This is a genomic window from Stenotrophomonas sp. CASM106 (assembly GCF_049384825.1).
Classification (GTDB): domain Bacteria; phylum Pseudomonadota; class Gammaproteobacteria; order Xanthomonadales; family Xanthomonadaceae; genus Stenotrophomonas; species Stenotrophomonas muris.
The window spans coordinates 468,675-494,941 of the sequence record NZ_JBMRFS010000001.1; the positions used below are offsets into that span (position 1 = coordinate 468,675).

Annotated in this window: 28 protein-coding genes; 20 read left to right on the forward strand and 8 right to left on the reverse strand. The window is 67.1% G+C overall.

The window, feature by feature from the left end; translation table 11 throughout:
- Positions 1-73 precede the first annotated feature (73 nt).
- Complete coding sequence (gene infA / locus VG556_RS02235) at positions 74-292, forward strand: translation initiation factor IF-1 (RefSeq protein ID WP_005409596.1); 219 nt, start codon at positions 74-76, stop codon at positions 290-292.
- A 55-nt stretch (positions 293-347) separates the two neighbouring features.
- On the opposite strand, the gene VG556_RS02240 is transcribed toward infA, so the two are convergent.
- Positions 348-509 (reverse strand): hypothetical protein, encoded by a 162-nt coding sequence (locus VG556_RS02240; protein WP_162292851.1) that lies wholly within the window; start codon positions 507-509, stop codon positions 348-350.
- Between VG556_RS02240 and VG556_RS02245 the strand changes: the two genes are divergently transcribed.
- Positions 502-876 carry a hypothetical protein gene (locus tag VG556_RS02245; protein ID WP_229767389.1) on the forward strand — a complete coding sequence of 125 codons (375 nt, stop codon included), beginning with the start codon at positions 502-504 and terminating at the stop codon, positions 874-876. The genes VG556_RS02240 and VG556_RS02245 overlap by 8 nt on opposite strands.
- Before the next feature lie 72 nt (positions 877-948).
- On the opposite strand, the gene clpA is transcribed toward VG556_RS02245, so the two are convergent.
- Positions 949-3,234, reverse strand: a complete 2,286-nt coding sequence (gene clpA / locus VG556_RS02250) for an ATP-dependent Clp protease ATP-binding subunit ClpA (protein WP_423179970.1) — start codon at positions 3,232-3,234, stop codon at positions 949-951.
- A gap of 138 nt (positions 3,235-3,372) precedes the next feature.
- Here clpA and VG556_RS02255 point away from each other — a divergent pair, with 138 nt between their 5' ends.
- Positions 3,373-4,185 carry an APH(6) family putative aminoglycoside O-phosphotransferase gene (locus tag VG556_RS02255; protein WP_100450014.1) on the forward strand — a complete coding sequence of 271 codons (813 nt, stop codon included), beginning with the start codon at positions 3,373-3,375 and terminating at the stop codon, positions 4,183-4,185.
- A gap of 161 nt (positions 4,186-4,346) precedes the next feature.
- On the opposite strand, the gene clpS is transcribed toward VG556_RS02255, so the two are convergent.
- Positions 4,347-4,673 carry an ATP-dependent Clp protease adapter ClpS gene (gene clpS, locus VG556_RS02260; RefSeq protein ID WP_005416477.1) on the reverse strand — a complete coding sequence of 109 codons (327 nt, stop codon included), beginning with the start codon at positions 4,671-4,673 and terminating at the stop codon, positions 4,347-4,349.
- 112 nt (positions 4,674-4,785) lie between these two features.
- On the opposite strand from clpS, the gene VG556_RS02265 reads away from it, so the two are divergent.
- The 7 genes from VG556_RS02265 (at position 4,786) to VG556_RS02295 (ending at position 9,770) form a co-directional block, all read left to right on the forward strand.
- Positions 4,786-5,259, forward strand: coding sequence for a hypothetical protein (locus VG556_RS02265; RefSeq protein WP_053495614.1), 474 nt, complete (start codon positions 4,786-4,788; stop codon positions 5,257-5,259).
- 1 nt (position 5,260) lies between these two features.
- Positions 5,261-5,722, forward strand: a complete 462-nt coding sequence (locus VG556_RS02270) for an NUDIX hydrolase (RefSeq protein WP_053495616.1) — start codon at positions 5,261-5,263, stop codon at positions 5,720-5,722.
- Complete coding sequence (mnmA, locus tag VG556_RS02275; protein WP_049403980.1) at positions 5,719-6,861, forward strand: tRNA 2-thiouridine(34) synthase MnmA; 1,143 nt, start codon at positions 5,719-5,721, stop codon at positions 6,859-6,861. Before VG556_RS02270 ends, mnmA begins: the two co-directional genes overlap by 4 nt.
- A complete protein-coding gene (hflD, locus tag VG556_RS02280) occupies positions 6,858-7,472 on the forward strand; it encodes a high frequency lysogenization protein HflD (protein WP_032961893.1) in 615 nt (204 codons plus the stop codon). The genes mnmA and hflD overlap by 4 nt, the downstream gene beginning before the upstream one ends.
- Before the next feature lie 219 nt (positions 7,473-7,691).
- Complete coding sequence (locus tag VG556_RS02285) at positions 7,692-8,882, forward strand: methyl-accepting chemotaxis protein (RefSeq protein ID WP_005416472.1); 1,191 nt, start codon at positions 7,692-7,694, stop codon at positions 8,880-8,882.
- A 98-nt stretch (positions 8,883-8,980) separates the two neighbouring features.
- On the forward strand, positions 8,981-9,196 hold the full coding sequence (locus VG556_RS02290; RefSeq protein ID WP_100450013.1) for a hypothetical protein: 216 nt from the start codon (positions 8,981-8,983) through the stop codon (positions 9,194-9,196).
- A gap of 67 nt (positions 9,197-9,263) precedes the next feature.
- The gene (locus tag VG556_RS02295; protein ID WP_111144201.1) at positions 9,264-9,770 is read left to right on the forward strand and encodes a hypothetical protein; all 507 of its coding nucleotides are present in this window, start codon (positions 9,264-9,266) and stop codon (positions 9,768-9,770) included.
- A gap of 124 nt (positions 9,771-9,894) precedes the next feature.
- On the opposite strand, the gene VG556_RS02300 is transcribed toward VG556_RS02295, so the two are convergent.
- Positions 9,895-12,654 carry a bifunctional diguanylate cyclase/phosphodiesterase gene (locus VG556_RS02300; RefSeq protein WP_111144200.1) on the reverse strand — a complete coding sequence of 920 codons (2,760 nt, stop codon included), beginning with the start codon at positions 12,652-12,654 and terminating at the stop codon, positions 9,895-9,897.
- 130 nt (positions 12,655-12,784) lie between these two features.
- On the opposite strand from VG556_RS02300, the gene VG556_RS02305 reads away from it, so the two are divergent.
- Entirely contained in the window at positions 12,785-14,887 is a 2,103-nt protein-coding gene (locus VG556_RS02305; protein WP_100450010.1) for a PAS domain-containing sensor histidine kinase, read from the forward strand.
- Between the two features lie 4 nt (positions 14,888-14,891).
- A complete protein-coding gene (locus VG556_RS02310) occupies positions 14,892-16,664 on the forward strand; it encodes an EAL domain-containing protein (RefSeq protein WP_014647070.1) in 1,773 nt (590 codons plus the stop codon).
- Between the two features lie 408 nt (positions 16,665-17,072).
- On the opposite strand, the gene VG556_RS02315 is transcribed toward VG556_RS02310, so the two are convergent.
- The 4 genes from VG556_RS02315 to flgA form a co-directional block, all read right to left on the reverse strand.
- Positions 17,073-18,293, reverse strand: a complete 1,221-nt coding sequence (locus tag VG556_RS02315) for an ATP-binding protein (protein WP_032961902.1) — start codon at positions 18,291-18,293, stop codon at positions 17,073-17,075.
- A gap of 91 nt (positions 18,294-18,384) precedes the next feature.
- A complete protein-coding gene (locus tag VG556_RS02320; protein ID WP_014037132.1) occupies positions 18,385-18,723 on the reverse strand; it encodes a FlgN family protein in 339 nt (112 codons plus the stop codon).
- Positions 18,720-19,025 carry a flagellar biosynthesis anti-sigma factor FlgM gene (gene flgM, locus VG556_RS02325; protein ID WP_014647067.1) on the reverse strand — a complete coding sequence of 102 codons (306 nt, stop codon included), beginning with the start codon at positions 19,023-19,025 and terminating at the stop codon, positions 18,720-18,722. Before flgM ends, VG556_RS02320 begins: the two co-directional genes overlap by 4 nt.
- Positions 19,026-19,100: 75 nt before the next feature.
- Entirely contained in the window at positions 19,101-19,757 is a 657-nt protein-coding gene (gene flgA / locus VG556_RS02330) for a flagellar basal body P-ring formation chaperone FlgA (protein ID WP_100450009.1), read from the reverse strand.
- 258 nt (positions 19,758-20,015) lie between these two features.
- Between flgA and VG556_RS02335 the strand changes: the two genes are divergently transcribed.
- From VG556_RS02335 to flgH, 8 genes are all read left to right on the forward strand, one after another.
- Complete coding sequence (locus VG556_RS02335) at positions 20,016-20,960, forward strand: chemotaxis protein (protein WP_014037130.1); 945 nt, start codon at positions 20,016-20,018, stop codon at positions 20,958-20,960.
- Positions 20,961-21,111: 151 nt separating this feature from the next.
- Entirely contained in the window at positions 21,112-21,507 is a 396-nt protein-coding gene (gene flgB, locus VG556_RS02340) for a flagellar basal body rod protein FlgB (RefSeq protein ID WP_005409576.1), read from the forward strand.
- Positions 21,508-21,510: 3 nt separating this feature from the next.
- Complete coding sequence (gene flgC / locus VG556_RS02345) at positions 21,511-21,918, forward strand: flagellar basal body rod protein FlgC (protein WP_005416461.1); 408 nt, start codon at positions 21,511-21,513, stop codon at positions 21,916-21,918.
- A 23-nt stretch (positions 21,919-21,941) separates the two neighbouring features.
- A complete protein-coding gene (locus tag VG556_RS02350) occupies positions 21,942-22,625 on the forward strand; it encodes a flagellar hook capping FlgD N-terminal domain-containing protein (RefSeq protein WP_014647064.1) in 684 nt (227 codons plus the stop codon).
- Between the two features lie 32 nt (positions 22,626-22,657).
- Positions 22,658-23,881, forward strand: coding sequence for a flagellar hook protein FlgE (gene flgE, locus VG556_RS02355; RefSeq protein ID WP_014647063.1), 1,224 nt, complete (start codon positions 22,658-22,660; stop codon positions 23,879-23,881).
- 32 nt (positions 23,882-23,913) lie between these two features.
- Positions 23,914-24,663, forward strand: a complete 750-nt coding sequence (locus VG556_RS02360) for a flagellar basal body rod protein FlgF (RefSeq protein ID WP_032961905.1) — start codon at positions 23,914-23,916, stop codon at positions 24,661-24,663.
- Positions 24,664-24,766: 103 nt separating this feature from the next.
- The gene (gene flgG, locus VG556_RS02365; protein WP_005409571.1) at positions 24,767-25,552 is read left to right on the forward strand and encodes a flagellar basal-body rod protein FlgG; all 786 of its coding nucleotides are present in this window, start codon (positions 24,767-24,769) and stop codon (positions 25,550-25,552) included.
- A 22-nt stretch (positions 25,553-25,574) separates the two neighbouring features.
- A complete protein-coding gene (flgH, locus tag VG556_RS02370) occupies positions 25,575-26,267 on the forward strand; it encodes a flagellar basal body L-ring protein FlgH (RefSeq protein ID WP_014647061.1) in 693 nt (230 codons plus the stop codon).

Sequence of the window (26,267 nt, forward strand, 5' to 3'; positions counted from 1 at the left end):
AGCTGGGCCGGTCACGCGTAAAATACTGCGCCTTAGGCCCAGCGTGGCCGTTTTCTGAACCGCACAGGACTACATGTCGAAAGACGATTCCATCGAGTTCGAGGGCACCGTCAGCGAGACGCTGCCGAACACCACTTTCCGCGTTCGCCTGGAAAATGGGCACGAAATCATCGCCCACATTTCCGGCCGCATGCGCAAGAACTACATCCGCATCCTCACCGGTGACCGGGTCAAGGTTGAAATGACCCCGTACGACCTGACCAAGGGTCGTATCACCTACCGCATGAAGTAAGCGGTCGGCGCGTTGCGCCACTTCGACAAGGCCAGCCCTGGTTGCTGGCCTTTTGTCATGGGTGCAATCCGGCCCTGCCGGAGGTCATCGTGACCGAACGCACCGTGGCGTCGGTCAGCCCTGCTTGCGGCAGATTCGCATCTTCATCCGTGGCGGCATCGTGGGACCCGATCCAGTCCGGATCGCCATTCCCCTGCCCCGCCATGAACATGCTCACGTTGACCGCCCTGCTCGTCGCCGTTGCCGCGTCCGCCAGCGCATCGCCTGTGCGCGCCGCCGAGCCCCCTTCCACGGCCAGTGACTGCATCCAGCTGGGCAGCGACCAGCAGATCGTGCGCGCCGGCGTTTCGCGAAACATCCTGCTGCGCAATGGCCAGGACCACTATGTCGTGCACTTCCAGAACGACTGCTCCACTGCCGGCTACTCGCGGAAACTGAGCTTCATCACCGAAGGCCAGCAGGGCCTGCTGTGCAGCGCCGGCCGCAGCCAGCTGCGCACCGATGCCGACCACTGCCGGGTGGCGCAGATCGAACCGATCGACGAAGCCACCTTCCAGAAGAAGGCCCGCCAGCGCGGCCGTTGATGGCGCATATGACAAGGGCGGCCGAAGCCGCCCTTGTCATTTCAGGTCCGCCGGGCCAGGCCCGGCGTCAGCTCACTCCACGGTGACCGGCAGCAGGCGCTCCGGCTCGGCCTGGGTCTCGACGACCAGCTCGTCGTCGCGGACATCGATGTTCACCTTGCCGCCGTTGACCAGTTTGCCGAACAGCAGCTCGTCGGCCAGAGGACGCTTGATCTTGTCCTGGATCACGCGGGCCATCGGGCGCGCACCCATCAGCGGGTCGAAGCCGTGGTGAGCCAGCCAGTCGCGCGCGGTCGGCGTGGCCGACAGGCTGACGTGCTTGTCCTGCAGAAGCATCTCCAGCTCGATCAGGAACTTGTCGACCACGCGCAGGATGTGCTCGAAGCCCAGCGCCTGGAACTGCACCACCGCATCGAGTCGGTTGCGGAATTCCGGGGTGAAGCTGCGGCGGATGGTCTCCATCGCGTCGGTGGCATGATCCTGCTTGGTGAAACCGATCGAACGCCGCGAGGCCTGCGCCGCGCCGGCATTGGTGGTCATCACCAGCACTACGTTCTTGAAGTTGGCCTCACGCCCGTTGGTATCGGTCAGCACGCCGCGGTCCATCACCTGCAACAGGATGTTGAAGATGTCCGGGTGCGCCTTTTCGATTTCGTCCAGCAGCAGCACGCAGTGCGGCGTCTTGACGATCTTTTCGGTCAGCAGGCCGCCCTGGTCGAAGCCGACATAGCCCGGAGGGGCACCGATCAGGCGGCTGATCGAATGCGGCTCCATGTATTCGGACATGTCGAAGCGGACCAGCTCGATGCCCAGCTGCAGCGCCAGCTGCTTGGTCACCTCGGTCTTGCCGACACCGGTCGGGCCGGCGAACAGGAAGTTGCCGATCGGCTTTTCCGGATTGCCCAGGCCCGAGCGGGCCAGCTTGATCGCCGAGGACAGCGTCTCGATGGCCGGGTCCTGGCCGAAGATCACCATCTTCAGGTTGCGCTCCAGGTGCTGCAGCACATCCTTGTCGGTGGCACTGACCTGCTTGGTCGGGATGCGCGCCATCTTGGCCACGATCGCCTCCACTTCCTCGACGTCGATCAGCTCCTTGCGCTGGGCTTCCGGCAGCAACCGCTGGCGGGCACCGGCCTCGTCGATCACGTCGATGGCCTTGTCCGGAAGCAGGCGGTCGCCGATGTGCTTCACCGACAGATCCACCGCCGCCTGCAGCGCTTCGTTCGAATAGGTCACGCCGTGGTGCAGCTCGTACTTGGACTTCAGGCCCTGCAGGATCTCGTAGGTCTCGCCCACGGTCGGCTCGACGATGTCGATCTTCTGGAAGCGGCGGGCCAGCGCCCGGTCCTTCTCGAAGATGCCGCGGTACTCCTGGAAGGTGGTCGAGCCGATGCAGCGCAGCTCGCCGGAGGCCAGCGCCGGCTTGATCAGGTTGGACGCATCCATGGTGCCACCCGAGGCCGAACCGGCACCGATGATGGTATGGATCTCGTCGATGAAGAGCACCGCATTGGGGACCTTCTTCAGTGCGGTCAGCACGCTCTTCAGGCGCTTCTCGAAGTCGCCGCGGTACTTGGTGCCGGCCACCAGCGCGCCCAGGTCCAGCGAGTAGATCACCGCGTCGGCCAGCACGTCGGGCACCGAGCCCTCGACGATGCGGCGGGCCAGGCCCTCGGCAATCGCGGTCTTGCCCACGCCGGCCTCGCCCACGTACAGCGGGTTGTTCTTGCGGCGGCGGCACAGGACCTGGATGGTGCGCTCGATCTCGTCGGCACGGCCGACCAGCGGATCGATGCGGCCGGACCGCGCCTGTTCGTTGAGGTTGCTGGCGAACTCGGTCAGGGCATCACCCTTCGGCTCGCCCTCCCCGCCTTCGATGCGGCCTTCGCCATCGGAGGAGGAGGACGGCTGCTCGCCTTCCTCGCCCAGCTTGGCGATGCCATGGGACAGGTAATTGACCACGTCCAGACGGGTCACGTCCTGCTGGTTGAGGTAATAGACGGCATGGGAGTCCTTTTCGCCGAAGATGGCGACCAGCACGTTGGCGCCGGTGACCTCCTTCTTGCCCGAGGACTGCACGTGGTACACGGCCCGCTGCAGCACGCGCTGGAAGCCCAGGGTCGGCTGGGTATCACGGCCGTCATCTTCGGCCAGGCGGGACACGGAAGCCTCGATGGCCTGCTCCAGCTCCTGGCGCAGGCGTTCGGCGTCGGCACCACAGGCCTTCAGTACGGCCTGGGCGGACGGGTTGTCGAGCAGTGCCAACAGCAGGTGTTCGACCGTCATGAATTCATGCCGGGCCTCACGGGCGCGCTTGTAGCACTGGCCGATGGTGTGTTCGAGGTCTTTGCTGAACATGGATTACTCCGGCGGCAGATGGGGACAATATGCGGCCTGACTACGCGATTTCCATCACCCTAGCGGATTGCTGCGTTCAGATGGCGTTAGCAGTGCAGATCGCTTGATCTTCATTCACTCCAGGACAGCCCACCCAGCATGAGCGAACCCTACCTGAGCCGCTGGCGATTGCGGCGTGATGGCGCGGCCATCGAGACGCCCCACGCCCAGCTCTGGCCGGTGCTGACCGCCGACGGCGAACCGGCGATGCTGAAGGTCAGCAGCGAAACCGAGGAGCAGAACGGCCATCGCCTGCTGCGCTGGTGGGACGGCGATGGTGCCGCCCGCCTGCTGGCCCACGAGGGGCCGGCGATCCTGATCGAGCGTGCCGGCGGCGATTCGCTGCGGCAACGTTCGATCGAGGGCGACGATGATGCGTGTACCACGATCCTGTGCCAGGTCCTGCGGCAGCTGCACCGGCCACGGAGCGCGCCGCCAGCGGAACTGGTCTGCCTGCGTACATGGTTCGCCGACCTGCTGCAGCCAAGGGCCGCGCTGCCGCCACTGCTGGAACAGTGCAGATCACTGGCGGAGCGGGTGTTGCAGGAAGAACGCGAGATCCGGCCGCTGCACGGCGACCTGCACCACGACAACGTGCTGGATTTCGGCGCGCGTGGCTGGCTGGCGATCGACCCGAAGCGGCTGCTGGGCGACCGCGCGTTCGACTACACGACGATGTTCAGCAACCCGGACCTCTGTGGCCCGGGCATCCATGTGGCCACCCGGCCCGAGCGGTTTGCCGCCCGGCTGCAACAGGTAAGCGCACTGGCCGGCCTGGAACGCACGCGCCTGCTGCGCTGGATCGCGGCCAGCACTGCGCTGTCGGCAGTGTGGTTCAGGGATGACGGCGCCCCCGCCGACGTCGACGAGACGGTGGCGCGGATGGCGCTGGAGGCGTTGGCGGAGGCGTGACCTCCGCGCGTGGTGGGCGCACTCCATCCGGGATCATTGCGCCGGGACGAAAAGCAGCCGAGCATGGGCTCGGCTCTACAGGTTTCTGCCTTGGTAGGTGCCCACCTTGGTGGGCACGCCGTGTTCGGAGTCGATGTACCCGGACGAGGATCGGCAGCCGGTCAGGCCTTTTCCATTGTGCACAGCAGCGGGTGCTGGTTCATCCGCGAGTACTCGTTGACCTGGGCAACCTTGGTCTCGGCCACTTCGCGGGTGAACACCCCGCAGACGCCGCGGCCGCGGGTATGGACGTGCAGCATCACCTGCGTGGCCTTGTCCAGGTCCATGCTGAAGAACTGCTGCAGCACATCCACCACGAAATCCATCGGGGTGTAGTCGTCGTTGAGCAGCATCACCTGATAGAACGGCGGCGGCGCCACTTCCGGGCGCGCGGGCTCCACGGCAACGCCGTGCTCGTGCTGGGAATCGGGGGAGGACTCATGGGGCATCCTTGCATTATAGGGGTAGCGCCGGACCTGCGTCGGCCCGCCGCGGATTGGACGGCACGCACGCCCCCCGTCACAATTGCACCTTCTTTCAACGTTGCTTCACAGGATCTTCATGAAAAGGACCCTTCTCTCCACCCTGCTGATCACCCTGGCTGCTGCCGGTTCTGCCGCCGCGGCGACCAGCGCCGACAAGTCCGTGGCCCGCCACCTGGACAAGCTGGGCTATACCTACGAAGTCGACGAGGATGGCGACTACCGCATGGTCTTCGACGTCGAGGGCGACCGCACCCAGATGGTCTACGTGCGCTCGGCGGTGGAAGACTTCGGCAGCCACAACATCCGCGAGATCTGGTCACCGGCCTACAGCGCCAAGACCAAGCAGTTCCCGGTGGCCGTGGCCAACCGCCTGCTGGAAGATTCGCAGGACGCCAAGATGGGCGGCTGGGTAAAGCAGGACACCACCGCCATGTTCGTGGTGAAGATCGACGCCGATGCCACCGCCGACCAGCTCAGCGACGCCATCGATGCGGCCATCCGCACCGCCGACGCGATGGAGCTGGAACTGACCAAGAAGGACGAGTTCTGAGTTGAACGCCACGCCGGACCCGCGCTGGGCACCGCACGCCACCGTTGCCACCGTGGTGATCGACGGCGGCCGCGTGCTGCTGGTCGAAGAGACCATTGACGGCCGCCAGGTGCTGAACCAGCCGGCCGGCCACCTCGAGCCGGGCGAAAGCCTGGCCGAGGCCGCCCTGCGCGAGACCCGCGAGGAAACCGGCTGGACGGTGCAGCTGACCCACTTCATCGGCTGCTACCAGTGGACTGCCGGCGACGGCACGGCCTTCCTGCGCTTCTGCTACGCGGCGCACCCGGTTTCGCACGATCCGGCGCAGCCGCTGGACACCGGCATCGACCGCGCGCTGTGGCTGACCCCGGCCGAGCTGCAGGCCGCCGGCGAGCGCCAGCGCAGCCCGCTGGTGTGGCAGGTGGTAGCGGATTACCTGGGTGGCCAGCGCCACCCGCTTTCGCTGGTCCGGGAGGTCGCATGAGCACTCCGCGTGTGATGGTGGGCGTCTCCGGCGGCGTCGATTCCTCGGTCGCCGCCTGGCGCCTGGTACAGCAGGGCGAGGCCGTGGCCGGCCTGTTCATGCAGAACTGGGCCGACGATGGCAGCGGTGATTGCCGTGCCGAGGATGACCGTCGCGACGCGGTGGCCGTGTGCGGCCTGCTGGGCATCCCGTTCCACTTCCGCGACTTCTCCAGCGAGTACTGGCAGGGCGTGTTCGAGCACTTCCTGGCCGAGTACGCGGCCGGCCGCACGCCGAACCCGGACGTGCTGTGCAACCGTGAAGTGAAGTTCAAGCATTTCCTGGACGCCGCCCGCGAGCTGGGCGCCGAGCGCATCGCCACCGGCCATTACGCACGGGTGACCCAGCGCGGCCACCAGTGGCTGCTGCTGCGCGGCGCCGATCGATCCAAGGACCAGAGCTACTTCCTGCATCAACTGGGCCAGGAACAGCTGGCAGCCACCCTGTTCCCGATCGGCGACCTTGAAAAGAGCGACCTGCGCCGGATCGCGCGCGACGTCGGCCTGCCGACCCACGCCAAGAAGGACTCCACCGGCATCTGTTTCATCGGCGAGCGCGACTTCCGTGAGTTCCTCGGCCGCTATCTGCCGGCCAAGCCCGGCCAGATCCTCGACCCGGCCGACGGCAGCGTGATTGCCGAACACCCGGGCGTGTTCTATTTCACCCTGGGCCAGCGCGAGGGCCTGAACATCGGCGGCGTGCGTGGCCGCCCGGCCGCGCCGTGGTACGTGGTTGGCAAGGATGTGGCCAGCAACGTGCTGTACGTGGACCAGGACCGCGACAGCAAGTGGATGCTGTCCGACCGCCTGCGTTCGGAAACCGCGCACTGGATCGCCGGCTCACCGCCGGCACGGCGCTTCGAATGCACCGCCCAGACCCGCTACCGCCAGCCCGACGAGCCGTGTACGGTCCAGGTGCTGGACGATGGCAGCGTGCTGGTCACCTTTGCGCGCCCGCAGCGTGCCGTTACCCCCGGTCAATCGCTGGTGCTGTATGACGGTGATGTGTGCCTGGGCGGCGCGGTGATCGCCGCCACCGATGCGCCGCTGGAACAACGCCTGCGCACCACCCCCTCCCCTTTTGAGGTAATCGCTGCATGAGTTTCACTGTCGACGACCGCGTCCTGGCCTTGGCCGGCATTGCCCAGGCCCTGCAGCAGGTGCGCCGCATCGCCGATACCGGCCATTCCGACGCCGCCGCCGTGCGCACCGCCGTGGACAGCGTGTTCCGCGTCGATGCGTCCTCGCCGCAGGCGGTGTTCGGTGACCGTCATGCACTGAAGTCCGGCCTGCGCCTGCTGCACAACTACTTCCGCAGCCAGGGCCAGGACCCGATCCTGCCCAAGCTGGCCCTGTCGGTGCTGCAGCTGGAGCGCCGCTTCGTGCAGGATGGGGCGACCGTGAACAAGGTCGCCTCGGGCATCGAGCGCGCCCAGCGCCAGGCCACCGAACTGGGCGACAGTGGCCACCCGGACGTACTGGCCAACCTCGGCGGCCTGTATGCCGACACCATCAGCCACCTGAAACCGCGGGTGATGGTGCAGGGCAACCCGCACTACCTGGGCCAGGCCGGCGTGGTCGCCGAGATCCGTGCCCTGCTGCTGGCCGCGGTGCGTTCGGCGGTGTTGTGGCGCCAGCTGGGCGGCAGCTACTGGGACTTCCTGTTCAGCCGCAAGGCGATGATCGAGGCCGTGGACCGCCTGCTGGCCTGAGGGTGTGGGGTCAGAGCCCTTTTCCATGGAAAAGGGATCCGACCCCGTTGCTGCCTGCCCAAGGGGTCGGATCCCTTTCCGGCACGGAAAGGGCTCTGACCCCGAGGCCGCCAAGGCGCCGGAAAACCGGCGCATTCAGAATGCACTTCGAGGCACATCGACGTTAAAGAGAAAGGGGGTACGGCCGATACATCCTCCGTGCACCTCCCGAGAACGTCCATGTACTCACGCATTTTCATCCGTCTGGCCGCCCCCCTGGCTCTGACCCTGCTGCTCCCCTTCGCCATCGGTTTCGAATGGCCGGCCGCCCTGCGCTGGGCGATCCTGACCACGATGACGCTGAGCTGGCTCGGCTTTGCGTGGTGGACCACCCGCGCACAGGCACATCGTTCCCCCGAGCACGCCCGTGTCCTGCGCGAACAGGACCAGCTGCTGACCGAGCTGCGCAACTTCGTCGGCAACGAGATCGACGGTTCGCGTGGCGAAGTGGAACGCGCCCGTGACCTGATCCGCCAGGCCGTCTCCAGCCTGGGCGGCAGCTTCGATGCCATGAACCGCAAGTCGCGCCAGCAGAGCCAGGCCCTGTCGCGCATCGTCGACCGCGCCGGTGATGAAGGCAATGCCGGCCTCGACGTCGCCCGTTTCGCCCAGCACGCCAGCCATCGCATGGAACAGCTGGTGGAAGCGCTGGAACAGGTGAGCGGCCAGAGCAGCACCACCGTGCAGCACATCGACCAGATGGCGCAGCACCTGGATGGCATCTTCGCGCTGCTGGAAGACGTCAAGTCGATCGCCGACCAGACCAACCTGCTGGCGCTGAACGCGGCCATCGAAGCGGCGCGCGCCGGTGAAGCCGGTCGTGGCTTCGCCGTGGTCGCCGACGAAGTGCGCAACCTGTCCGAGCGCTCGACCACCTTCAACGAGCAGATCCGCAAGCTGGCGCACAGCTCCAAGGACGCCATCGCCAAGGTGCGCGAGACGGTTTCGCACATGGCCTCGCGCGACATGGACCGCTCCCGCGAAGCCCGCCAGGAAGCAGCAGCGATGCTCGACAACGTCGCGCAGATCAACGCCTCGCTGGGCGACGGCATGCGCGAAGTGTCCGAGTGCGCGCGTGCGATCGATGGCAGCGTGGCCGAAGCCGTGCGCGCCCTGCAGTTCGAGGACATCGCCACCCAGGCACTGGGCGGCGTGCACACCCACCTGGACCGCCTGACCGCCATCAATCGCGAAGCGGTGGCCCTGCAGGAGCTGCTGCACCGCAATGGCGGCGTGTTCGACGAAGAGATTGCCACCGCGCTGCAGCGCACCGGCAACCGCCTGCGCGAGCTGCGCAGCGAATGGGAACGCCCGCCGCACAAGCCGGTTGCCCAGCAGAGCATGGGCGCCGGCACGGTCGAGCTGTTCTGATCCTGATGTCCGCTGCCCTCGCCGGCAGCCCGCAAGGCCCCGGTTCGTCCGGGGCCTTTGCCTGTAACCCGCCATTGGATGCATTCTGTACGCGCACCATGACCCTGATCCGCGCCCTGCCCTCCCTCACCGATACCGAGCGCCCGCGCAACGCGAGCGTGCGTGAGCAGCTGCAGCGGCTGGAAGACGTGGCCCGCGAGGAACTGCTCGAACTGCAGCAGCTGGCCGATGCGCGCCCCGCCCCGTCACGGGCGGACGAGGCGCTGCTGGGACTGGCGTGGGACCTGGGGCTGGATGGCGAAGCCCTGAAGTAGTTCCACGTCCTGCGTGGAAGGGCCGTCCCGCATGGCATGATCCACCGGTCCCGTTCATGGAAGACCGATGGCCATCGCCCTCATCGCAGTGCTCCTGATCGAAGCCGTGCTCCTGATGGCTTGGGTGGCCGGCTATTTCAGTTGGGGCATCACCCTGTTCAACGAACGCATCGCGGCGTCACCGGCCATGCAGGCCCGGCTCTCGCTGGGCAGCCTGGAACGTGACCTGCCGCAGGACAGGTGGCTGCGACTGGCCTTCCATGCGCTGCCCGATGGCAGCATGGCGTTCCGCGAGAGCTTCGCGCCGAGCTTCGGCCTGCGCTACTTCCCGGTGATGCGTGGACGCATCGTTCTCAACGCGCGACGGCACGAGGTGCGGGTGATCGGCCTGTGCAGCTGGTTCGTGGCAATCCTGTCGCTGCTGCTGTTGCCACTGGTGGCAATGCGCCCGATGGTGGCACCGATGCTGCTGGTGCTGCCGCTGTTCCTGGCCAGCTATCTGGTCCAGAAGCGGCGCTATGCGGCCATCGTCGAGGCCCTGCGCATGCAGTTGAAGGCGGAGTTTCCCAGGTAGTTCCACGCCATGCGTGGATGATCGCGAGCGCCAGGGCATCCGTGCCGACCAACGGTCGGCACCCACCAGACCTGGGCGCACCAGAGTCAGGCCACACCGCGCCGGCATCCGCCAGCGCAGACCCTCAGCGCACCAGCACCGCTTCGCCGCTGGCGTCGGTGCGCATCGGCGCCGGGCGCTGCTGGCGCAGCCACTGCGCCAGATCACGCGGGCTGAGCGGGCGCGAGTACAGGTAGCCCTGGATCTCGTCGCAGCCCTGGCGGCGCAGCATGTCTTCTTCCTGGTGGGTTTCCACGCCTTCGGCCACCACCTTCATGCCCAGCGCGTGGCCCAGGTGGACGATGGCCTGGGTGACTTCGGCCGTGCCCGAATCATGCAGCATGCCCTGCACGAAACTGCGGTCGATCTTCAGGCGCCCCACCGGGAAGCGATTGAGGTAATTGAGGTTGGAGAAGCCAGTGCCGAAGTCATCCACCGCCAGCGGCACGCCGTGCCGTTCCAGCACGTCGAAGCAATGGCGCAGGATGTCGGTATCACGGATCAGCGCCGACTCGGTCAGCTCCAGTTCCAGCCGTTGCGGCGGCCAGCCATGGGCATGGCAGATCTCGATCACGCGCTCGGCGAAGCCGCGATCACGCAGCTGCACCGCCGACACGTTGACCGCGATGCGATCAAAGTGCAGTCCGGCACGGTCCCAGGCGGTCGCCTGGCGGCAGGCCTCGTTCAGCACCCAGTCGCCGATGCGCACGATCTCGCCGCACTTTTCGGCAATGGGAATGAACTCGGCCGGGCTGCAGTAGCCGATGCCGGGGCGGTGCCAGCGCAACAGTGCCTCGATCGCCGGTGGCTCGCCGTGGTGGGCGTGCAGCAGCGGCTGGTAGGCCAGGCTGAACTCGTCGCGCTCGATCGCCCCATGCAGGGCATGCTCGACGTCCAGCCGGCGCTGGATGCGGGCTAGGGCGTCCTGGCTGTAGTACTGGTAGGTGTTGCGCCCGGCTTCCTTGGCCGCATACATCGCGGCGTCGGCCGCGCGCAGCAGTGAGTAGAAATCGGTCTGCGCATCGCCCAGCATCGCGATGCCGACGCTGGCGCCGACTTTCAACGTGGTCTCGCCACGGCGCAGCGGCTCAGCCAGCGAGGCAATCAGCTTGCGGGCGACATGACCGGCATCTTCCGGCTCGGCCAGGTCGCGCAGCACCACGATGAACTCATCGCCACTGAAGCGGCCGAACAGGTCGTTGTTGCGCAGGTTCTGGTGCAGGCGGGTGGCTGCGGCCTTCAGCAGCGCATCGCCGGTGGCGTGGCCGAAGCTGTCGTTGATGGTCTTGAAGCCGTCCAGGTCGATGAACAGCATGGCCAGCGAGGTTCCGCGGTCGCGTGCTTCCTCGATGGCTTCGGCGGTCTGTTCGCCGAGCAGTACGCGATTGGGCAGGCCGGTCAGCAGGTCGTAGTGGGCCAGCAGTTCGATGCGCTCGTTGGCTTCGCGCTCGCGGGTGATGTCACGGAACAGGACAACGAACCGCGGCGGCAGGCCGTCACGGCGGTCCAGTTCGATCAGCACCTGCACCCAGACGCGCAGGCCGGACTGGCGGTAGAAGCACAGGTCCAGCTGCTCGGGCAGGCCGCCGTTGGCGATACGGGCGAGCGCCGCCTCGAACGCGTTGCGCGAGTCCTCCGTGTACAGCGCCAGCGCCTGGTCGAGGGTGATCGGTTCCTTGCGCAGGCCATGGATGCGGTAGCACTCCTCGGTCCATTGCATGCTGCGGGTCTGCACTTCGATCTCGCAGCCGCCGATGCGGCCCAGCGCGGAGACCCGGTTCAGCAGTTCGGTGCGCCAGCGGATCAACGCATCGGTCTGGTGCTGTTCGGTGATGTTCTGTACCTGGCCGAGCAGGCGCTTGGGTTGCCCGTCCATGTCCAGCAGCGGTTGCATCCATAGCCGCAGGTGCTGCGAAGGCTCATGGCCGCGGGTCAGCTCCAGCTCGAGGTTGGCAGCGCGGCCATCGCGCCACAACCGCCGCCATGCCGCGCGCAGCGCGCCGCGGGAGCGTGGATGCAGCTGCTTCAGCCACCGCCGCTGGCCCGGAACGGCGCCCTGCTCCAGTGCCAGAAGCGAACGCAGTTCCGGCGACCACCAGAAATGCCCGCTGTTGGGATCAAACGACCAGCTGCCCATGCTGGCGATGCGCTGGGCCTCGCTCAGGTGCAGCTGCTGTTCCTGCAGCAGCGATTCGAGCTGCTTCTGCTGCTCGATATCGGTATGCGTGCCGACCATGCGCAGGGGCTGGCCATCGGCGGTGCGAGCGACCACGCGGCCGCGATCGAGCACCCAACGCCACTGGCCATCGGCCTGGCGGAAACGGAACTGTGCGCTGTACTGCTCGCTGTGCCCGCGCAGGTGCTCGTCGAGCGCGGCGCGCACCTGGGCGATGTCCTCGCCGTGCACGCGAGATAGCAATTCAGTGGCGGTCTCGTCGCCCAGCGCCGGCGTGCGCGCCACCCGGTCACTGGGGATGTCCCAGTCCCACAGGCTGTGGCCGGCGCTGTCCAGTGCCAGCTCCCAGCGCCCGCCCGCATCGACCGGCACCGGCTCGGGAATGCTCAGGGTGAACGCCAGCAGGTTGCCGGCACCGTCGTGCACCGCACGCAGGTGACCGTCGTAGTGCCCCCGCGGGCCGCCCGGCAGCGTGCAGGCAACGATGCCACCATCGGCGGCCATCAGGCGCAGATCTTCCAGCATCGGCGCATAGGCCGCCACGGTGGCCGGCAGGCCATGCTCGCGCGCGGCCGGATTGGCCGCCAGCGGGCGCCCGGCACGGTCGACGATGACCAGCGCCGACGCAAGCGGGTGCTGCAGCAGGCTGGCGATGATCCCTTGGTCCACGCGATCTTGCTCCGGATGACACGCCCGTCAGCGGGGCACGCAGTGGTTAACGGCGCCTGCGGCGGATAATTGAGTGGTCACGGCACGCTGCGGGGTAAGATGACCGGCGCCCCTGTCACCCGCCCCGTCCATGCCCGCAGAACCGACCGGCAACGCCCCAGTTCCCGACCCGCGGATGGCGCAGGCGCTGAGCCGTGACCGGCGCCGGGTGGTGCTGAGCTACCTGGTGATGGCGCTGGCCTGGATGATCTCCACCGACAGCGTGGTGCAGGCGCTGGTGCCCGATCCGCAGCAGGCGGCCCTGTGGCAGGGCCTGAAGGGCTCGTTCTTCGCGCTGGCCAGCGCGGGCCTGCTCTATCTGCTGCTGCGCCCGCTGGCCGAACACGTGCTGCATACCCATGCGCGCCAGCAGGCCTCCGAGCTGCGCCTGCGGCAGATGTTCGAGGGCAACCCCGGGCCGATCCTCGTCTACGACCTGGACACGCTGGCGATCCTCGATGCCAACCCCGCCGCCTGCGGCGCCTTCGGCTGGGACCGCGACGAGCTGCTGGAACAGACCATCGACGCCTTGTGGCCGCCGGGCCAGGACCAGGCCCTGCAGACCAAGCTGGAGGCGATCCGCGAGGCGCCCGAGGAGCTGTGCATCCTGCGCGCTCAGCTGCAGCTGCGCGATGGCGCGCTGCGGCAGATGGAGCTGCGCTCCAACGCCATCAGCTACGACGGCCACAACGCCCGCCTGCTGATCGCCATCGACCGCACCGCCGAGGATCTGGCCCAGCTGCGCCGCGACCAGGCATTGGCCCGGGTGGAGGAAGCCCATGAGCTGGCCCGCATCGGCGCCTGGGAACTGGACCCGTCCACCGGGATGGGCCGCTATTCCAACCAGGTCTATCGCCTGCTCGGCCGCCGCCCGCCCGAGGCCCGGCGCTGGCACCGCTTCGATGAGCTGCTGGTGCCGGCCGACCCGGCCACCGCCACCCAGACCGAACAGCTGCTGGCCGAACTGTGCTCCGGCGAGCCGGTACAGATGGACGTGCTGCTGCCGCTGCTGTCGATGGACGGCCGTGCATTGATGGTGCACCTGCGGGCGGCCAGCGGTATCGACGAAGCCGGCCGCAGCCGCGTGCTGGGCACGCTGCAGGACATGACCGAGCGCGAGCAGTCGCGGCGCCTGCTGCGCGAGCGCGAGGAACAGTTCCGCGAGCTGGTGCGGGTACTGCCCGACGGCGTGGTGATCCTCTCCGACGAGCACGTGCTGTACGCCAACGCCTGGGCCGCCGGCCTGTTCGGCTACGGCAGCCACACCCTGCTGGGCGAGCCGCTGTCGGCACTGGTCGCTGCCGCCGACCTGCCACGGGTGCGCAGCCAGCTGCGCGCCGGCCAGCCCCACCTGGGACCGGGCCACAGCAGCGTGGTGGCCATGCAGCGTGCCGACGGCCGCAGCTTCCATGCCGGCCTGGCGGTGGGCGAAGTGCGCTACGGCGGTCGTGACTGCAAGCTGCTGATCGTACGCGACCTGAGCGATTCCGAACGCACCCGCAGGGCGCTGGAAACCAGCAATCGCGAGCTGCAGGCGATGGCCGGGCGGCTGTTCTCGCTGCAGGAGGACGAGCGTCGCGCGATCTCGCGCGACCTGCACGATGACATCGGCCAGGCCATTACCGCGATCAAGCTGTCGGCGCATGCGGCGCAGGATGAGGACGATCCGAAGCGTCGTGGCGAGGACCTGGCGCAGATCGTCAGCCTGGCTGACACCACCGTGGCCAAGCTGCGCGACATCTCCACCCTGCTGCGCCCGCCGCAGCTGGATGCACTGGGCCTGGAGGCGGCGCTGAGCTGGCAGGCGCGGGTGCTGTTCCGCTCTTCGCCGGTGGAGCTGCTGGCCGAGATCGAGCCGCTGCCGCACCGCCCCGACAACAGCATCGAACAGGCCTGCTTCCGCATCGCACAGGAAAGCCTGACCAATGCGCTGCGCCATGCGCGCGCCAGCCAGGTCCTGCTGCAGCTGCGCGACGTCAGCCAGCGTGGCCTGCACCTGCAGATCCGCGATGATGGTGAAGGCTTCGATCCGGACGGCCCACGTGGCCTCGGCCTGATCGTGATGCGCGAGCGCGCGCAGAGCGTCGGTGGCCACGTGCGGATCGAATCCGCGCATGGCGAAGGCACCCTGATCGACGTCCACCTCCCCTACCAGGCGACCAGCATGGCCGCCGTCGATTCACCGGAATACTGAGCCTATGTGGAATCCCAACCTGCCCCCGGTCAGCATCGATGATGCCCCCGACCGCCTTGGCGCCGGCAACCCCGAGCTGCAGGCGATGGTTGCCGAGGCGGCCTCCGGCGGCATTGCGCTGATGCTGATGCACGTGGACATCGACCACTTCGCATCGGTCAACGAGAACATGAGTGCCGAAGTGGGCGATCAGGCGCTGGTACTGGTGGCGCAGCGCCTGCAGTCCTACCTGCGCGGGCGTGGCAAGCTGTGGCGGCATGGCAGCGACGAGTTCCTGATCGCGGTGCCCCGCACCGCGGACCTGCCGCTGCCGGAGGACTTCGCTGAAGAGATCCGCCAGCAGATGGAACTGCCGCTGTCGGTGCTTCCATACACGCTGTTCATGACCGGCAAGCTGGGCGTGAGCCTGTGCCCGGAACATGCCAGCAGCGCCTCGCGCCTGCTCGACCATGCCGAAGATGCGCTGTACCAGGCCGCCCGCGAAGGCGGCAATGCCGTGCGCATCCATGCCGTGGATACCCCGCCGAGCGCGCACAGCGAGAGCATCATCGCGCGCCAGATCGTCGATGCCATTCCCAATGGCGAGCTGAAGCTGCGTTACCAGCCGCTGGTGAGCGCCCGCGACGGCCACGTGGTCGGCATGGAAGCGCTGCTGCGCTGGCAGTCGCCGACCTTGGGCATGCTGGTGCCGGAGCGCTTCATGCGCACCGCCGAGCGCCTGGGCATCATCGTGCAGATCGGCACCTGGGTGCTGGAAGGCGCATTGAAGCAGGCGCGGTTGTGGCGCGACCAGGGCTTTGATGACTTCACCATCGCGGTGAACGTGTCCACCCTGCAGCTGCTGCGGCCGAACTTCTTCGCCGAGGTGATGTCCCTGCTGCAGGCCGCAGGCGTGCCGGCGCACATGCTGACGCTGGAGATCAACGAGAGCGCGCTGACCAACAACGTCAATTTCGTCCATGAAACGCTGGCCAACCTGCGCAACGAAGGCATCAGCCTGAGCCTGGACAACTTCGGCACCGGCGATTCCAGCCTCAGCGCGCTGGTGCGCTACCCGGTGGACAAGCTGAAGATCGACCGCAGCTTCATCAAGAGCGCACCGGCTGGCAATCGCGAAGCAGCCATTGCCCGCGCGATCATTGCCATGGGCCACCAGCTGGGCATGACCGTGATTGCCAACGGCGTGGAATCGCAGGCCCAGCTGGGCTTCCTGCGCCGCAACGACTGCGATGTGTTCCAGGGCTACCTGTTCGGCGAGCCGATGTCGGCCGATGCCGCCGGCATGACCCTGCGCCGCCGCTACCTGCGCCCGGAAGCCTTCGCCGAAACGCGCCCGGACCGCACGTTGCTGCTGCTGGATGACGAGGAGAACGTGCTGCGCTCGCTGGTGCGCCTGTTCCGCCGCGACGGCTACCGCATCCTGGCCGCTGGCAACGTGCGTGACGCCTTTGATCTGCTGGCGATCAACGACGTGCAGGTGATCCTGTCCGACCAGCGCATGAGCGATATGAGCGGCACCGAGTTCCTGGGCCGGGTGAAGATGCTGTACCCGGATACGATCCGCCTGGTGCTGTCGGGCTACACCGATCTGAACACGGTGACCGATGCGATCAACCGCGGCGCGATCTATCGCTTCCTGACCAAGCCGTGGAACGACGACGAGCTGCGCAAGCACATCCACCAGGCGTTCCGCACGTACGAAGAACAGCGCCGCAGCAATGCCGGTCCGGCACCGGTGGAAACCGGGGATGGTGGCGAGGATCGGCCGCTGCGGTGACGATCGGGTAGAGCCGGCCGCTGGCCGGCTGCTCTGGGTGCCCGGCTTCAATGAGGTTGCCGGCCAGCGGCCGGCACTACCATCGATAGGCCCCGGTAGAGCCGGCCGCTGGCTGGCTGCCCTGGGTGTCCGGTTTCCGTGAGGTTGCCGGCCAGCGGCAGGCACTACCGATTGGCCCCGGTAGAGCCGGCCGCTGGCCGGCTGCTCTGGGTGCCCGGCTTCAATGAGGTTGCCGGCCAGCGGCCGGCACTACCGTCGATTGGCCCCGGTAGAGCCGGCCGCTGGCTGGCTGCCCTGGGTGTCCGGTTTCCGTGAGGTTGCCGGCCAGCGGCCGGCACTACCGATAGGCCCCGGTAGAGCCGGCCGCTGGCCGGCTGCTCTGGGTGTCCGGTTCCACTCCGGAAGCGGTCAGCGCGGCTGCTTCACCGGCAGCACCACGCGGAAGCGCGAGCCCACGCCCGGGGTGCTGTCCAGGTCGATGCGGCCGTGATGCTTGTTGATGATGCTGTAGGAGATCGACAGGCCCAGACCGGTGCCACTGCCGACCGGCTTGGTGGTGAAGAACGGATCGAAAATGCGCTGGCGCAGTTCCGGCGAGATGCCGCCGCCGGTGTCTTCGAATTCAACCCACACGTGATCGCCATCAACGCCGGTGCGCACGGTGATCGTGCCGCGCTCGGCGATGGCATGGCCAGCGTTGAGCAACAGGTTCATGTAGACCTGGTTCAACTCCGACGGCAGGCACTCCACCAGCGGCAACTGGCCGAATTCGCGTACCAGGGTGACCTTGTACTTGAGTTCGTTCCAGATGATGTTGATGGTCGATTCCAGGCCCGCGTGCAGGTCGACCAGCTTCCACGATTCGTCGCGACCGGAATACGAGAAGTCCTTCAGGTCGCGCACGATGCGGGTAACGCGCTCGATGCCTTCGCGCGATTCCGCCATCAGCTGCGGCAGGTCGCGGCTGATGAAGTCGATGTCCAGGCGGTCACGGATGTCATCGATTTCCGGGATCAGTGCCTTCGGGTCCGGCGCGCGCAGGGCGCGCTCGTAGGCTTCGATCACGGTGAACAGGCTGCGCAGGTACTCCTGCAGGCTGCCCAGGTTGGAGTGCACGTAACCGATCGGGTTGTTGATCTCGTGCGCGACGCCGGCGGCGAGCTGGCCGATCGAGGCCATCTTCTCCGACTGCAGCAGCTTTTCCTGGGTGCCATTGAGGCGCAGGTAGGCCTGGCGCAGCTCGGCGTGGCGCTGCTGCAGTTCGCGCTCGTAGTCTTCCTGCCCTTCGATGTGGCGGAACAACGCAAGGAAATGCCCTTCGCCGACCGGACCATGGTGGTACAGGTGGGCGATGACCACGCCCTCGCCCAGCGGCAGGCTGCCATTCCAGTGGCCATGCTGGCGGGCCTGCTCCAGTGCATCGGGGGGCAGCAGTTCGCGCAGCCGCTGCGGCGGCGGCAATCCGCCGTCCTCGCCACTGGCCAGCAGGTTCTGCGCGGCCGGGTTGGCCAGTGCCACCTGCCCGTCTTCAGTGAACAGCAGCAGGCCTTCGCGCAGGCGCTCAAGCAGGGCCTGCAGCACCGGCTGCGGCGGAAGGGGGGCGGTAACCAGGGCGTTGGCAGCGGACACGGCGACTCGGGGCGTTCGAACAGGCGCCCAATATACGCGGTCATGCAGCGGGCTTCAGCCCACCGGGAGGGGGTGTGCGACCGCCGTCGCGTCAGGCGACGGCGAGTGGCCGGCCGATGCTGACCGTGTGCGACTGGCCCTTGGCATCGTAGGCCGAGGCATCTTCGGTACGGCCGAGCTGGCGCAGCGCCCAGTTCACCTCGCGGCGACGGCGCGACAGCAGCACGCCGTTGGCGCGGTTGCGCTCGGCCAATTCCTGCAGCTGTTCGCCCTCGCCCACCGGCGGCGCGCCTTCCAGCGCACGCAGCGCTTCCAGCTTGGCGCCGGTGGCCCGGATCAGGGCGTGCACGTCGTGCTCGACCAAGGCCTGGCGTTCAACGTCCAGGGCCTGGGCGAGGCGCTGCAGCGGCTCGCTCATCGCCGCAGTCATCCGTGCAGCTGCTGGTCCAGATCGAGCATGCGCGATGCGATCGCGTCCGGATTGATCTTGTAGGTGCCGTTCTGCAGTGACTCGCGCACGGCCGCCACGCGCTGGGCGTCAATCGCCGGGGCGGTGGTCAGCTCACGCTCGATGGCCTGCAGATTGGTGGCCTCGCCGGTCAGGCGCAGGCTGTCGGCCGCCTCGACCGGGCGCGCCGCCGCATCGGTGCTGACGCCGGGCTTGCTGGCCGGGGTCGTCACGCTGCGCAGTGCCTGGGGGACCTGCAGGTTGCCGTCGATTTTCTGGCTCATGGGGTGTCCTGGAGTTGCCGTTCACAAGGGATAACGGCCGCAGGGCCGTGATCTTTAGGGATATTTTGCGGTAAATCAACGCGCCACGATTACGTCACCTGCGGCGTCGACCGTGCCCTGCACGATCCGCCGCGAGGACAGGTTCTCGACCGAGACCCGCTCGTTCTCACCGGCATCACCCATCGCACGGCCGGCAATGCGCACCTCGACCGAGCCGCGACGCGATACCAGGGCTACATTGTCTCCTCGCTTGATGAGACGCTGGACCACCAGATCGTTGTTCGACAGCAGGGCGCCGGCCTGCAACGGACGGCGGGCGATGCGGCCGATCGCTGCATTGGGATCGGACAGCACCGCGCCGGCAATCCGGGCAGCGTCACGCTGGGCAGTGGTGATATCGGCGGCCGTGAGGGTTTCTCCAGTGCCGATTCCGCGGTTGAGCACCAGCACGGTCTGGTTGCGCCGCACCTTCACCGGCACGAACAGGCGCCAGCCGCCCGCATCGGGACAGCTCACCTCTACCGTGGTGTTGGCGGTGGGCTGCACCTGCAACGCGCTGCCACATTTCGGCAGGCGCAGCGCATCGGCCACCTGCGCCTCGCCTTCACTGCCGGCAGGCAGTGTCGACAATGCGGCCGCGCGGATGCTGGCCACCGGTTGCCAGTCGGCAGCGGCGGCCCACGGCGCAGCAACGGCCAGTGCAAGGGCCAGTAGGGATGTGATCCGGCGCATGGCGCCTCCTGTCGATGGGATCTGGCCCAGCAGCGTGCAAGGGGTGTGCCAGAGCCCGGGTCCCGTTGATCGGATCCGGGATGGGGATTCGACCGGATGGGTAGAGTCGACTGCCAGTCGACTTTCGCGCGAAGCGCGGGGTTTCCCCTGATCGGATCGAAGAGCAGTCGACCAACAGTCGCTCTACAAAAGCGGTGTGGAGCGCGCAGACGACAGAGCGCCCTCAAGTTCCGCCCCCACCACGCCGATACAGCAGCCATGTCCCATGACCTGCTCAACCGGATCGACCAGCGGACCCGACTGGCCGGCCACAACCGCCTGGCGCTGCTGCTGTTCCGCCTCGGCGGACGTCAGCTTTTTGGCGTCAATGTCTTCAAGGTGCAGGAAGTCCTGCGCCGCCCGGAGCTGTTCCAGGTGCCCGGCCTGCCCAGCCAGTTCTCCGGCGTGGCCGACGTGCGCGGCCGCTCGGTGCCGGTACTGGACCTGGGCCTGGCGATCGGCCACCCCGAGCGCGAACCGGACGCGGACACCTCGCCGGGCTACCTGGTCGTCACCGAATTCAACCGCTCGATCCAGGGCTTCCTGGTCAGTGGCGTCGAACGCATCGTCAACATCGCGGTGGAAGACATCCACCCGCCACCGGAGCTGGGCGCCGAGTCGAGCTACCTGACCGCGGTGACCCGCTTCCAGGGCGAGCTGATCCAGGTGATCGACGTTGAGAGCGTGCTGGCCGATATCGCCCAGGTGCGCGGAGAAGCGGTACTCGACCCGGCAATGGCCATGCCCGCCGACGGCCCGCAGCTGCAGGTGCTGGTGGTGGACGACTCGCGCGTGGCCCGCCAGCAGATCCGCAGCGTGCTGGACCAGCTGGGCGTGGGTGCCACCCTGCTTTCCGACGGCAAGCAGGCGCTGGACCACCTGCTGCAGGTCCACGCCTCGGGGGAAAACCCGGCCGAGCGCTATGCCATGGTCATCTCGGACATCGAGATGCCGGCCATGGATGGCTACACGCTGACGACGGAAATCCGGCGCCACCCGGGCCTGGCCGGCCTGTACGTGCTGCTGCACACCTCGCTGTCGGGCGTCTTCAACAACGCCATGGTCGAGCGCGTCGGCGCCAATGCGTTCGTCGCCAAGTACTCGCCGCACGAGCTGGCCGACTTCGTGCTGGACCGCCTGCGCAAGGTGGCGCTGGCGGCGTAAGGCCCGCCGAGGGGTCGGATCCCGGGACGGGCTCCGACCCCGCATCGCAACGCGTCAACCACGGGGTCAGAGCCCCTGCGGGGATCTGACCCCCTCTCCATTTGGCACACCCCTTGCAGCTTCCCGGGCAACGTTCCCGTGGGAGTGCACCGTGCGCAACCTGATTACCGACTACCTGGGCGTCCACGCCCAGGCCATGCCGTTGCGCGAACAGCGGATGAAGCTGATCGCCAGCAACCTCGGCAATGCCGACACTCCCGGCTACAAGGCCCAGGACCTGGACTTCGATGCCGCCCTGCGCCACGCCCAGGGGCAGGATGCCAATGGCCTGATGGCCACCACCCATGAGCAGCACTACGAGATCAGTAGTGGCCTGAACCCGTTCCAGATCGCGCGCGAAGGCGTGCAGCCCAGCCTGGACGGCAACACCGTCGACCCCGATGCCGAGCGTGCCGCCTATGGCCGCGCCGCACTGGAATACCGCGCCTCGCTCAGCTTCGTCGAGAGCAAGGTGCGTTCCATGCTGACCGCGATCACGGGGCAATAAGCCATGAGCAACCTGCCGATCTTCGACATCGCCGGCTCCGCGCTGCAGGCGCAGTCGGTGCGCATGAGCACCATCGCCTCCAACCTCTCCAATGCCGACACCGTCGCCGGTTCCGCCGACGCCGTGTACAAGCCGCTGGAACCGATCTTCCAGGCCGTCACCAGCAAGAACGATCCCAACATCACCTCGGTGAAGGTGAAGGAGATCACCCAGAGCGAGGCCGCACCGATCAAGCGCTACGAGCCGGGCCACCCGCTGGCCGACGCCGATGGCTACATCTACCAGCCCGATGTCGATCCGGTGGCGCAGATGGTCAACCTGATCTCGACCTCGCGCAATTACCAGGCCGGCGTGGAGATGTTGACCACCGCCAAGGAACTGGCCTTGGCCACCCTGACCATGGGCCGCTGAGGCCCGCCGCACCGGATACCGCCATGACCACCGCCGTCAACAACCAGACCAGCCAGGACGTCTATTCCGCGCTGGGCCTGAACGCCCCCAACAGCAACGCCACGAAAAAGAAGAACACGCTGGACCAGGCCGACTTCCTGCGCCTGATGACCGAGCAGCTGCAGCACCAGGATCCGCTGAAGCCGATGGACAACACGCAGATGGTCGCGCAGATGGCGCAGATGTCCACCGTGCAGGGCATCACCGATCTGAACAAGACGGTGAAGGGCTTCCAGGAGTCGATGGCCAGCGACCAGGTGCTGCGTGGCGCTGCGCTGGTCGGCCACCAGGTGCTGGTGCCGTCGGAAAAGCTGGTGCTGGAGAAGGAAGGCAATGTCGAAGGCACGGTGGCTGCACCGTCGGCCGGCATCATCACCGTGGACATCACCGACGCCAACGGCGCCAAGGTCACCTCGCTGAGCGTGGAAGCCAAGGCTGCCGGCGAAACCGCCTTCCAGTGGGACGGCAAGGATGCCAACGGCAAGCGCATGGAGCCGGGCAAGTACTCCATCGTCGCCAACCATGTCGACACCGCCGGCAAGAGCACCAAGCTGTCCACCTACGTACAGGCGCCGGTGGAGAGCGTGACCGTTGGTTCCGACGGCCTGTACCTGAACCTCAAGGGCCTGGGCACGGCCCCGATCGACTACGTGCTCCGCGTCAGCTGAGCCGCACCTTCCGCATCAACCAGGAGCATCCCATGGGCTTCAATGTCTCGCTGTCCGGCATCAACGCCGCCAACACCGACCTGAGCGTCACCGCCAACAACGTCGCCAACGTCAACACTACCGGCTTCAAGCAGTCGCGCGCGGAGTTCGCCGACCTGTTCGCTTCGACCAGCTACGGCCTGTCGAAGAACCAGACCGGCTCGGGCGTGCGCGTTTCCAACGTCGCCCAGCAGTTCATCCAGGGCCACAACGAGCAGACCGGGCGCAGCCTGGACATGGCCATTTCCGGTGAAGGCTTCTTCACCATGAACATGAATGGTTCGCGCGTGTACTCGCGTGCCGGCAACTTCCAGACCGACTCGGCCGGCTACGTGGTCAACCCGCAGGGTGCGCGCCTGCAGGTGTTCGCGCCGAATGCCGATGGCACCAACTTCGATGCCGGCCGCCTGGTCGACCTGCAGCTGCTGACCACCGACAGCCCGCCGAAGCAGACCAGCGAAGTGAAGGTTGGCTTCACCCTGCCGGCCAACGCCAAGCAGCCGACGGTGGCGACCTTCGACCCGGCCGATTCGAACAGCTACAACCACTCCAGCGGTGGCATCACCGTGTACGACTCGCTGGGCGTGAGCCACATCCAGGTCTCGTACTTCGTCAAGGGCGCCAACCCCAACGAATGGACCGTGCGCAATTACGTCGATGGCCAGCCGGCCGGCGCACCGACCCCGGTCACCTTCGACAACAGCGGCAAGCTGGTCGCACCTGCCAACGGCAAGGTCAGCCTCGGCACCTTCACCCCGACCACCGGTGCCGGCCAGTTGAACATGACGCTGGACATCAGCGGCTCCACCCAGTACGGCGAGAAGTTCGCCCTGCGCAATACCCAGCAGGACGGCTATGCCGCCGGCAAGCTCAACGAAGTGACCGTGTCCGAATCCGGCGTGGTCTACGCCCGCTATTCCAACGGCGACGACAAGCCGCTGGGCCAGGTCGCCCTGACCACCTTCAACAACACGCAGGGCCTGGAATCGAAGGGCAACAACCTGTGGGTGGAGACCTTCGAATCGGGCACGCCGCGCACCGGCATGCCGGACACCTCCAACCTCGGCAAGATCCAGGCCGGCTCGCTGGAAGCGTCCACCGTCGATCTCACCGAGCAGCTGGTCAACATGATCACCGCGCAGCGCAACTTCCAGGCCAACGCGCAGATGATCACCACGCAGGACCAGATCACCCAGACCGTCATCAACATCCGTTGATGAGCTGCTGACCCTGTCACGGAACTCCCCGCATGGATAAAGCCCTTTACGTGGCGATGACCGGTGCCCGCGCCTCCCTGCAGGCGCAGGGAACGCTCAGCCACAACCTCGCCAACTCGGACACCCCTGGCTTCAAGGAAGCGCTGGCCAACACCGAAGCCTTCCCGATCAAGGGCCCGGGCTTTGCCTCGCGGGTGGATGCGCTGCACGTCGACGCCGGCTTCAACCGTACGCCCGGCTCGCAGCACATCACCGGCAAGCCGCTGGATCTGTCCCTGCAGACCGGCACCTGGCTGGCCGTGCAGTCCAGCGACGGCAGTGAGGCGTACACGCGCGGCGCTGCATTGTCGGTCACCCCGAACGGCCAGCTGGTGACCTCCAGCGGCCGTCCGGTACTGGATGACAACAACAACCCGATCGCCATTCCGCCCTACCAGGCGATGGAAATCGGTGCCGACGGCACGCTCTCGATCATCCCGCAGGGCGAAGGCCCGCAGACCATGGCGCAGATCGGCCGGATCAAGGTGGTACAGGCGCCGGACGAGCGCCTCGAGCGTGGCCTGGATGGCCTGTTCCGCAACACCGACCCACTGCAGCCGTTCGCACCGGCACAGGGCACGGCCGTGCACAGCGGCCAGCTGGAAGGCAGCAACGTCGATGCCGCCGGTGCACTGGTGCAGATGATCCAGCTGCAGCGCCAGTACGAAATGCAGGTGCAGGTGATCAAGCACGGCGACGACAACGCGCGCAGTGCCAACAGCCTGCTGCGCCTGGGCAGCTGACGGAATTCCGGCGCCGCCCGGGCGCGGCGCTGGCACACCTCTTGCACACCCGTTACCAGGGGCCGCATCGCGCGGCCGGCTTTACCCAGACAGGACACCGAAGATGAACCAGGCATTGTGGATCGCGAAAACCGGACTGGATGCGCAGCAGATGCGCATGTCGGTGGTTTCCAACAACCTCGCCAACACCAACACCACCGGCTTCAAGCAGGACCGTGCCAGCTTCGAGGACCTGCTGTACCAGCAGGTACGCCAGCCCGGCGGCTCTTCGTCGGCGCAGACCCAGCTGCCGACCGGCCTGCAGCTGGGTACCGGTGTACGCGTGGTCGCCACCGCCAAGAATTTCGAGCAGGGTGGCCAGCAGCAGACCGGCCGCGCGCTGGACGTGATGGTCAACGGCCGCGGCTTCTTCGAAGTGCAGATGCCCGACGGCAGCTCGGCCTACACCCGTGATGGCTCGTTCAAGATCAACCAGGACAGCGAGCTGGTCACCAACAGCGGCTACCCGGTGCAGCCGGGCATCCAGATTCCCGAGGGCGCACAGTCGGTGACCATCGGTACCGACGGCACCATCAGCGTGAAGATGGCCGACGGCGCGGCGTCAGTGGAAGTGGGTGCGCTGACCCTGACCGACTTCGTCAATCCGGCCGGCCTGCAGGCGCGCGGCGAGAACCTGTTCCTGGAAACCACCGCTTCCGGTCCGGCACAGAACGGCAATCCCGGGCTCAACGGCCTCGGCACCGTGGTGCAGGGCGCGCTGGAAGGCAGCAACGTCAATGTGGTCGAAGAGCTGGTGTCGATGATCGAAACCCAGCGCGCCTACGAAATGAACGCCAAGGCGATCTCCACCACCGATTCGATGCTCGGCTATCTCAACAACAAGCTCTGACCGGCCCAACCGGGAAACCGCCATGTCGCCCATTTCCAGATTCACCCGCACTGCCCTCGCCTGCGCCGTGGTCGCCCTGCTCGGTGGCTGCGTGATCGCCGGCGACGTGCGCCCCTACGCGGCGATGGCACCGATCCAGCCGATCATGCCGCCGCAGGCCGCGCCGACCGCCGGTGCGATCTACGCTGCCGGCCCGACCCTGCAGCTGTACTCGGACCGCCGCGCACGCGATGTCGGCGACCTGCTGACCATCACCCTGCTGGAAAACACCACCGCGCAGACCAGCGCCAACACGGCCACCAACAAGGAATCCAACCTGAGCCTGGGCACGCCGTCCATCCTCGGTGCGCCGGTCACCCTGGGCGGCAAGGACATCCTCAGTGCGACGGCCAAGGGCGCGCGTGACTTCACCGGCAAGGGCAACAGCGCGCAGAGCAACCGCCTGCAGGGCAGTGTCACCGTCACGGTGATCCAGCGCCTGCCCAATGGCAACCTGGTGGTACAGGGGCAGAAGAACCTGCGGCTGAACCAGGGTGATGAACTGGTACAGGTGCAGGGCATCGTGCGCCCGGGCGACATCAGCCAGGACAACACCATTCCTTCCAGCCGCGTGGCCGAAGCCCGCATCGTCTACGGCGGCCGCGGCCCGGTCGCGCAGTCCAACGCGATGGGCTGGCTGAGCCGCTTCTTCAATTCCGGCCTGACGCCGTTCTGA

Excerpts from the sequence above, each read along its gene's own strand:
- infA (WP_005409596.1), top strand. The coding sequence starts at position 74 with ATGTCGAAAGACGATTCCATCGAGTTCGAGGGCACCGTCAGCGAGACG.
- VG556_RS02245 (WP_229767389.1), top strand. The coding sequence starts at position 502 with ATGCTCACGTTGACCGCCCTGCTCGTCGCCGTTGCCGCGTCCGCCAGC.
- clpA (WP_423179970.1), bottom strand. The coding sequence starts at position 3,234 with ATGTTCAGCAAAGACCTCGAACACACCATCGGCCAGTGCTACAAGCGC.
- VG556_RS02255 (WP_100450014.1), top strand. The coding sequence starts at position 3,373 with ATGAGCGAACCCTACCTGAGCCGCTGGCGATTGCGGCGTGATGGCGCG.
- clpS (WP_005416477.1), bottom strand. The coding sequence starts at position 4,673 with ATGCCCCATGAGTCCTCCCCCGATTCCCAGCACGAGCACGGCGTTGCC.
- VG556_RS02265 (WP_053495614.1), top strand. The coding sequence starts at position 4,786 with ATGAAAAGGACCCTTCTCTCCACCCTGCTGATCACCCTGGCTGCTGCC.
- mnmA (WP_049403980.1), top strand. The coding sequence starts at position 5,719 with ATGAGCACTCCGCGTGTGATGGTGGGCGTCTCCGGCGGCGTCGATTCC.
- hflD (WP_032961893.1), top strand. The coding sequence starts at position 6,858 with ATGAGTTTCACTGTCGACGACCGCGTCCTGGCCTTGGCCGGCATTGCC.
- VG556_RS02285 (WP_005416472.1), top strand. The coding sequence starts at position 7,692 with ATGTACTCACGCATTTTCATCCGTCTGGCCGCCCCCCTGGCTCTGACC.
- VG556_RS02290 (WP_100450013.1), top strand. The coding sequence starts at position 8,981 with ATGACCCTGATCCGCGCCCTGCCCTCCCTCACCGATACCGAGCGCCCG.
- VG556_RS02295 (WP_111144201.1), top strand. The coding sequence starts at position 9,264 with ATGGCCATCGCCCTCATCGCAGTGCTCCTGATCGAAGCCGTGCTCCTG.
- VG556_RS02305 (WP_100450010.1), top strand. The coding sequence starts at position 12,785 with ATGCCCGCAGAACCGACCGGCAACGCCCCAGTTCCCGACCCGCGGATG.
- VG556_RS02310 (WP_014647070.1), top strand. The coding sequence starts at position 14,892 with ATGTGGAATCCCAACCTGCCCCCGGTCAGCATCGATGATGCCCCCGAC.
- VG556_RS02320 (WP_014037132.1), bottom strand. The coding sequence starts at position 18,723 with ATGACTGCGGCGATGAGCGAGCCGCTGCAGCGCCTCGCCCAGGCCCTG.
- flgM (WP_014647067.1), bottom strand. The coding sequence starts at position 19,025 with ATGAGCCAGAAAATCGACGGCAACCTGCAGGTCCCCCAGGCACTGCGC.
- flgA (WP_100450009.1), bottom strand. The coding sequence starts at position 19,757 with ATGCGCCGGATCACATCCCTACTGGCCCTTGCACTGGCCGTTGCTGCG.
- VG556_RS02335 (WP_014037130.1), top strand. The coding sequence starts at position 20,016 with ATGTCCCATGACCTGCTCAACCGGATCGACCAGCGGACCCGACTGGCC.
- flgC (WP_005416461.1), top strand. The coding sequence starts at position 21,511 with ATGAGCAACCTGCCGATCTTCGACATCGCCGGCTCCGCGCTGCAGGCG.
- VG556_RS02350 (WP_014647064.1), top strand. The coding sequence starts at position 21,942 with ATGACCACCGCCGTCAACAACCAGACCAGCCAGGACGTCTATTCCGCG.
- flgE (WP_014647063.1), top strand. The coding sequence starts at position 22,658 with ATGGGCTTCAATGTCTCGCTGTCCGGCATCAACGCCGCCAACACCGAC.
- VG556_RS02360 (WP_032961905.1), top strand. The coding sequence starts at position 23,914 with ATGGATAAAGCCCTTTACGTGGCGATGACCGGTGCCCGCGCCTCCCTG.
- flgG (WP_005409571.1), top strand. The coding sequence starts at position 24,767 with ATGAACCAGGCATTGTGGATCGCGAAAACCGGACTGGATGCGCAGCAG.
- flgH (WP_014647061.1), top strand. The coding sequence starts at position 25,575 with ATGTCGCCCATTTCCAGATTCACCCGCACTGCCCTCGCCTGCGCCGTG.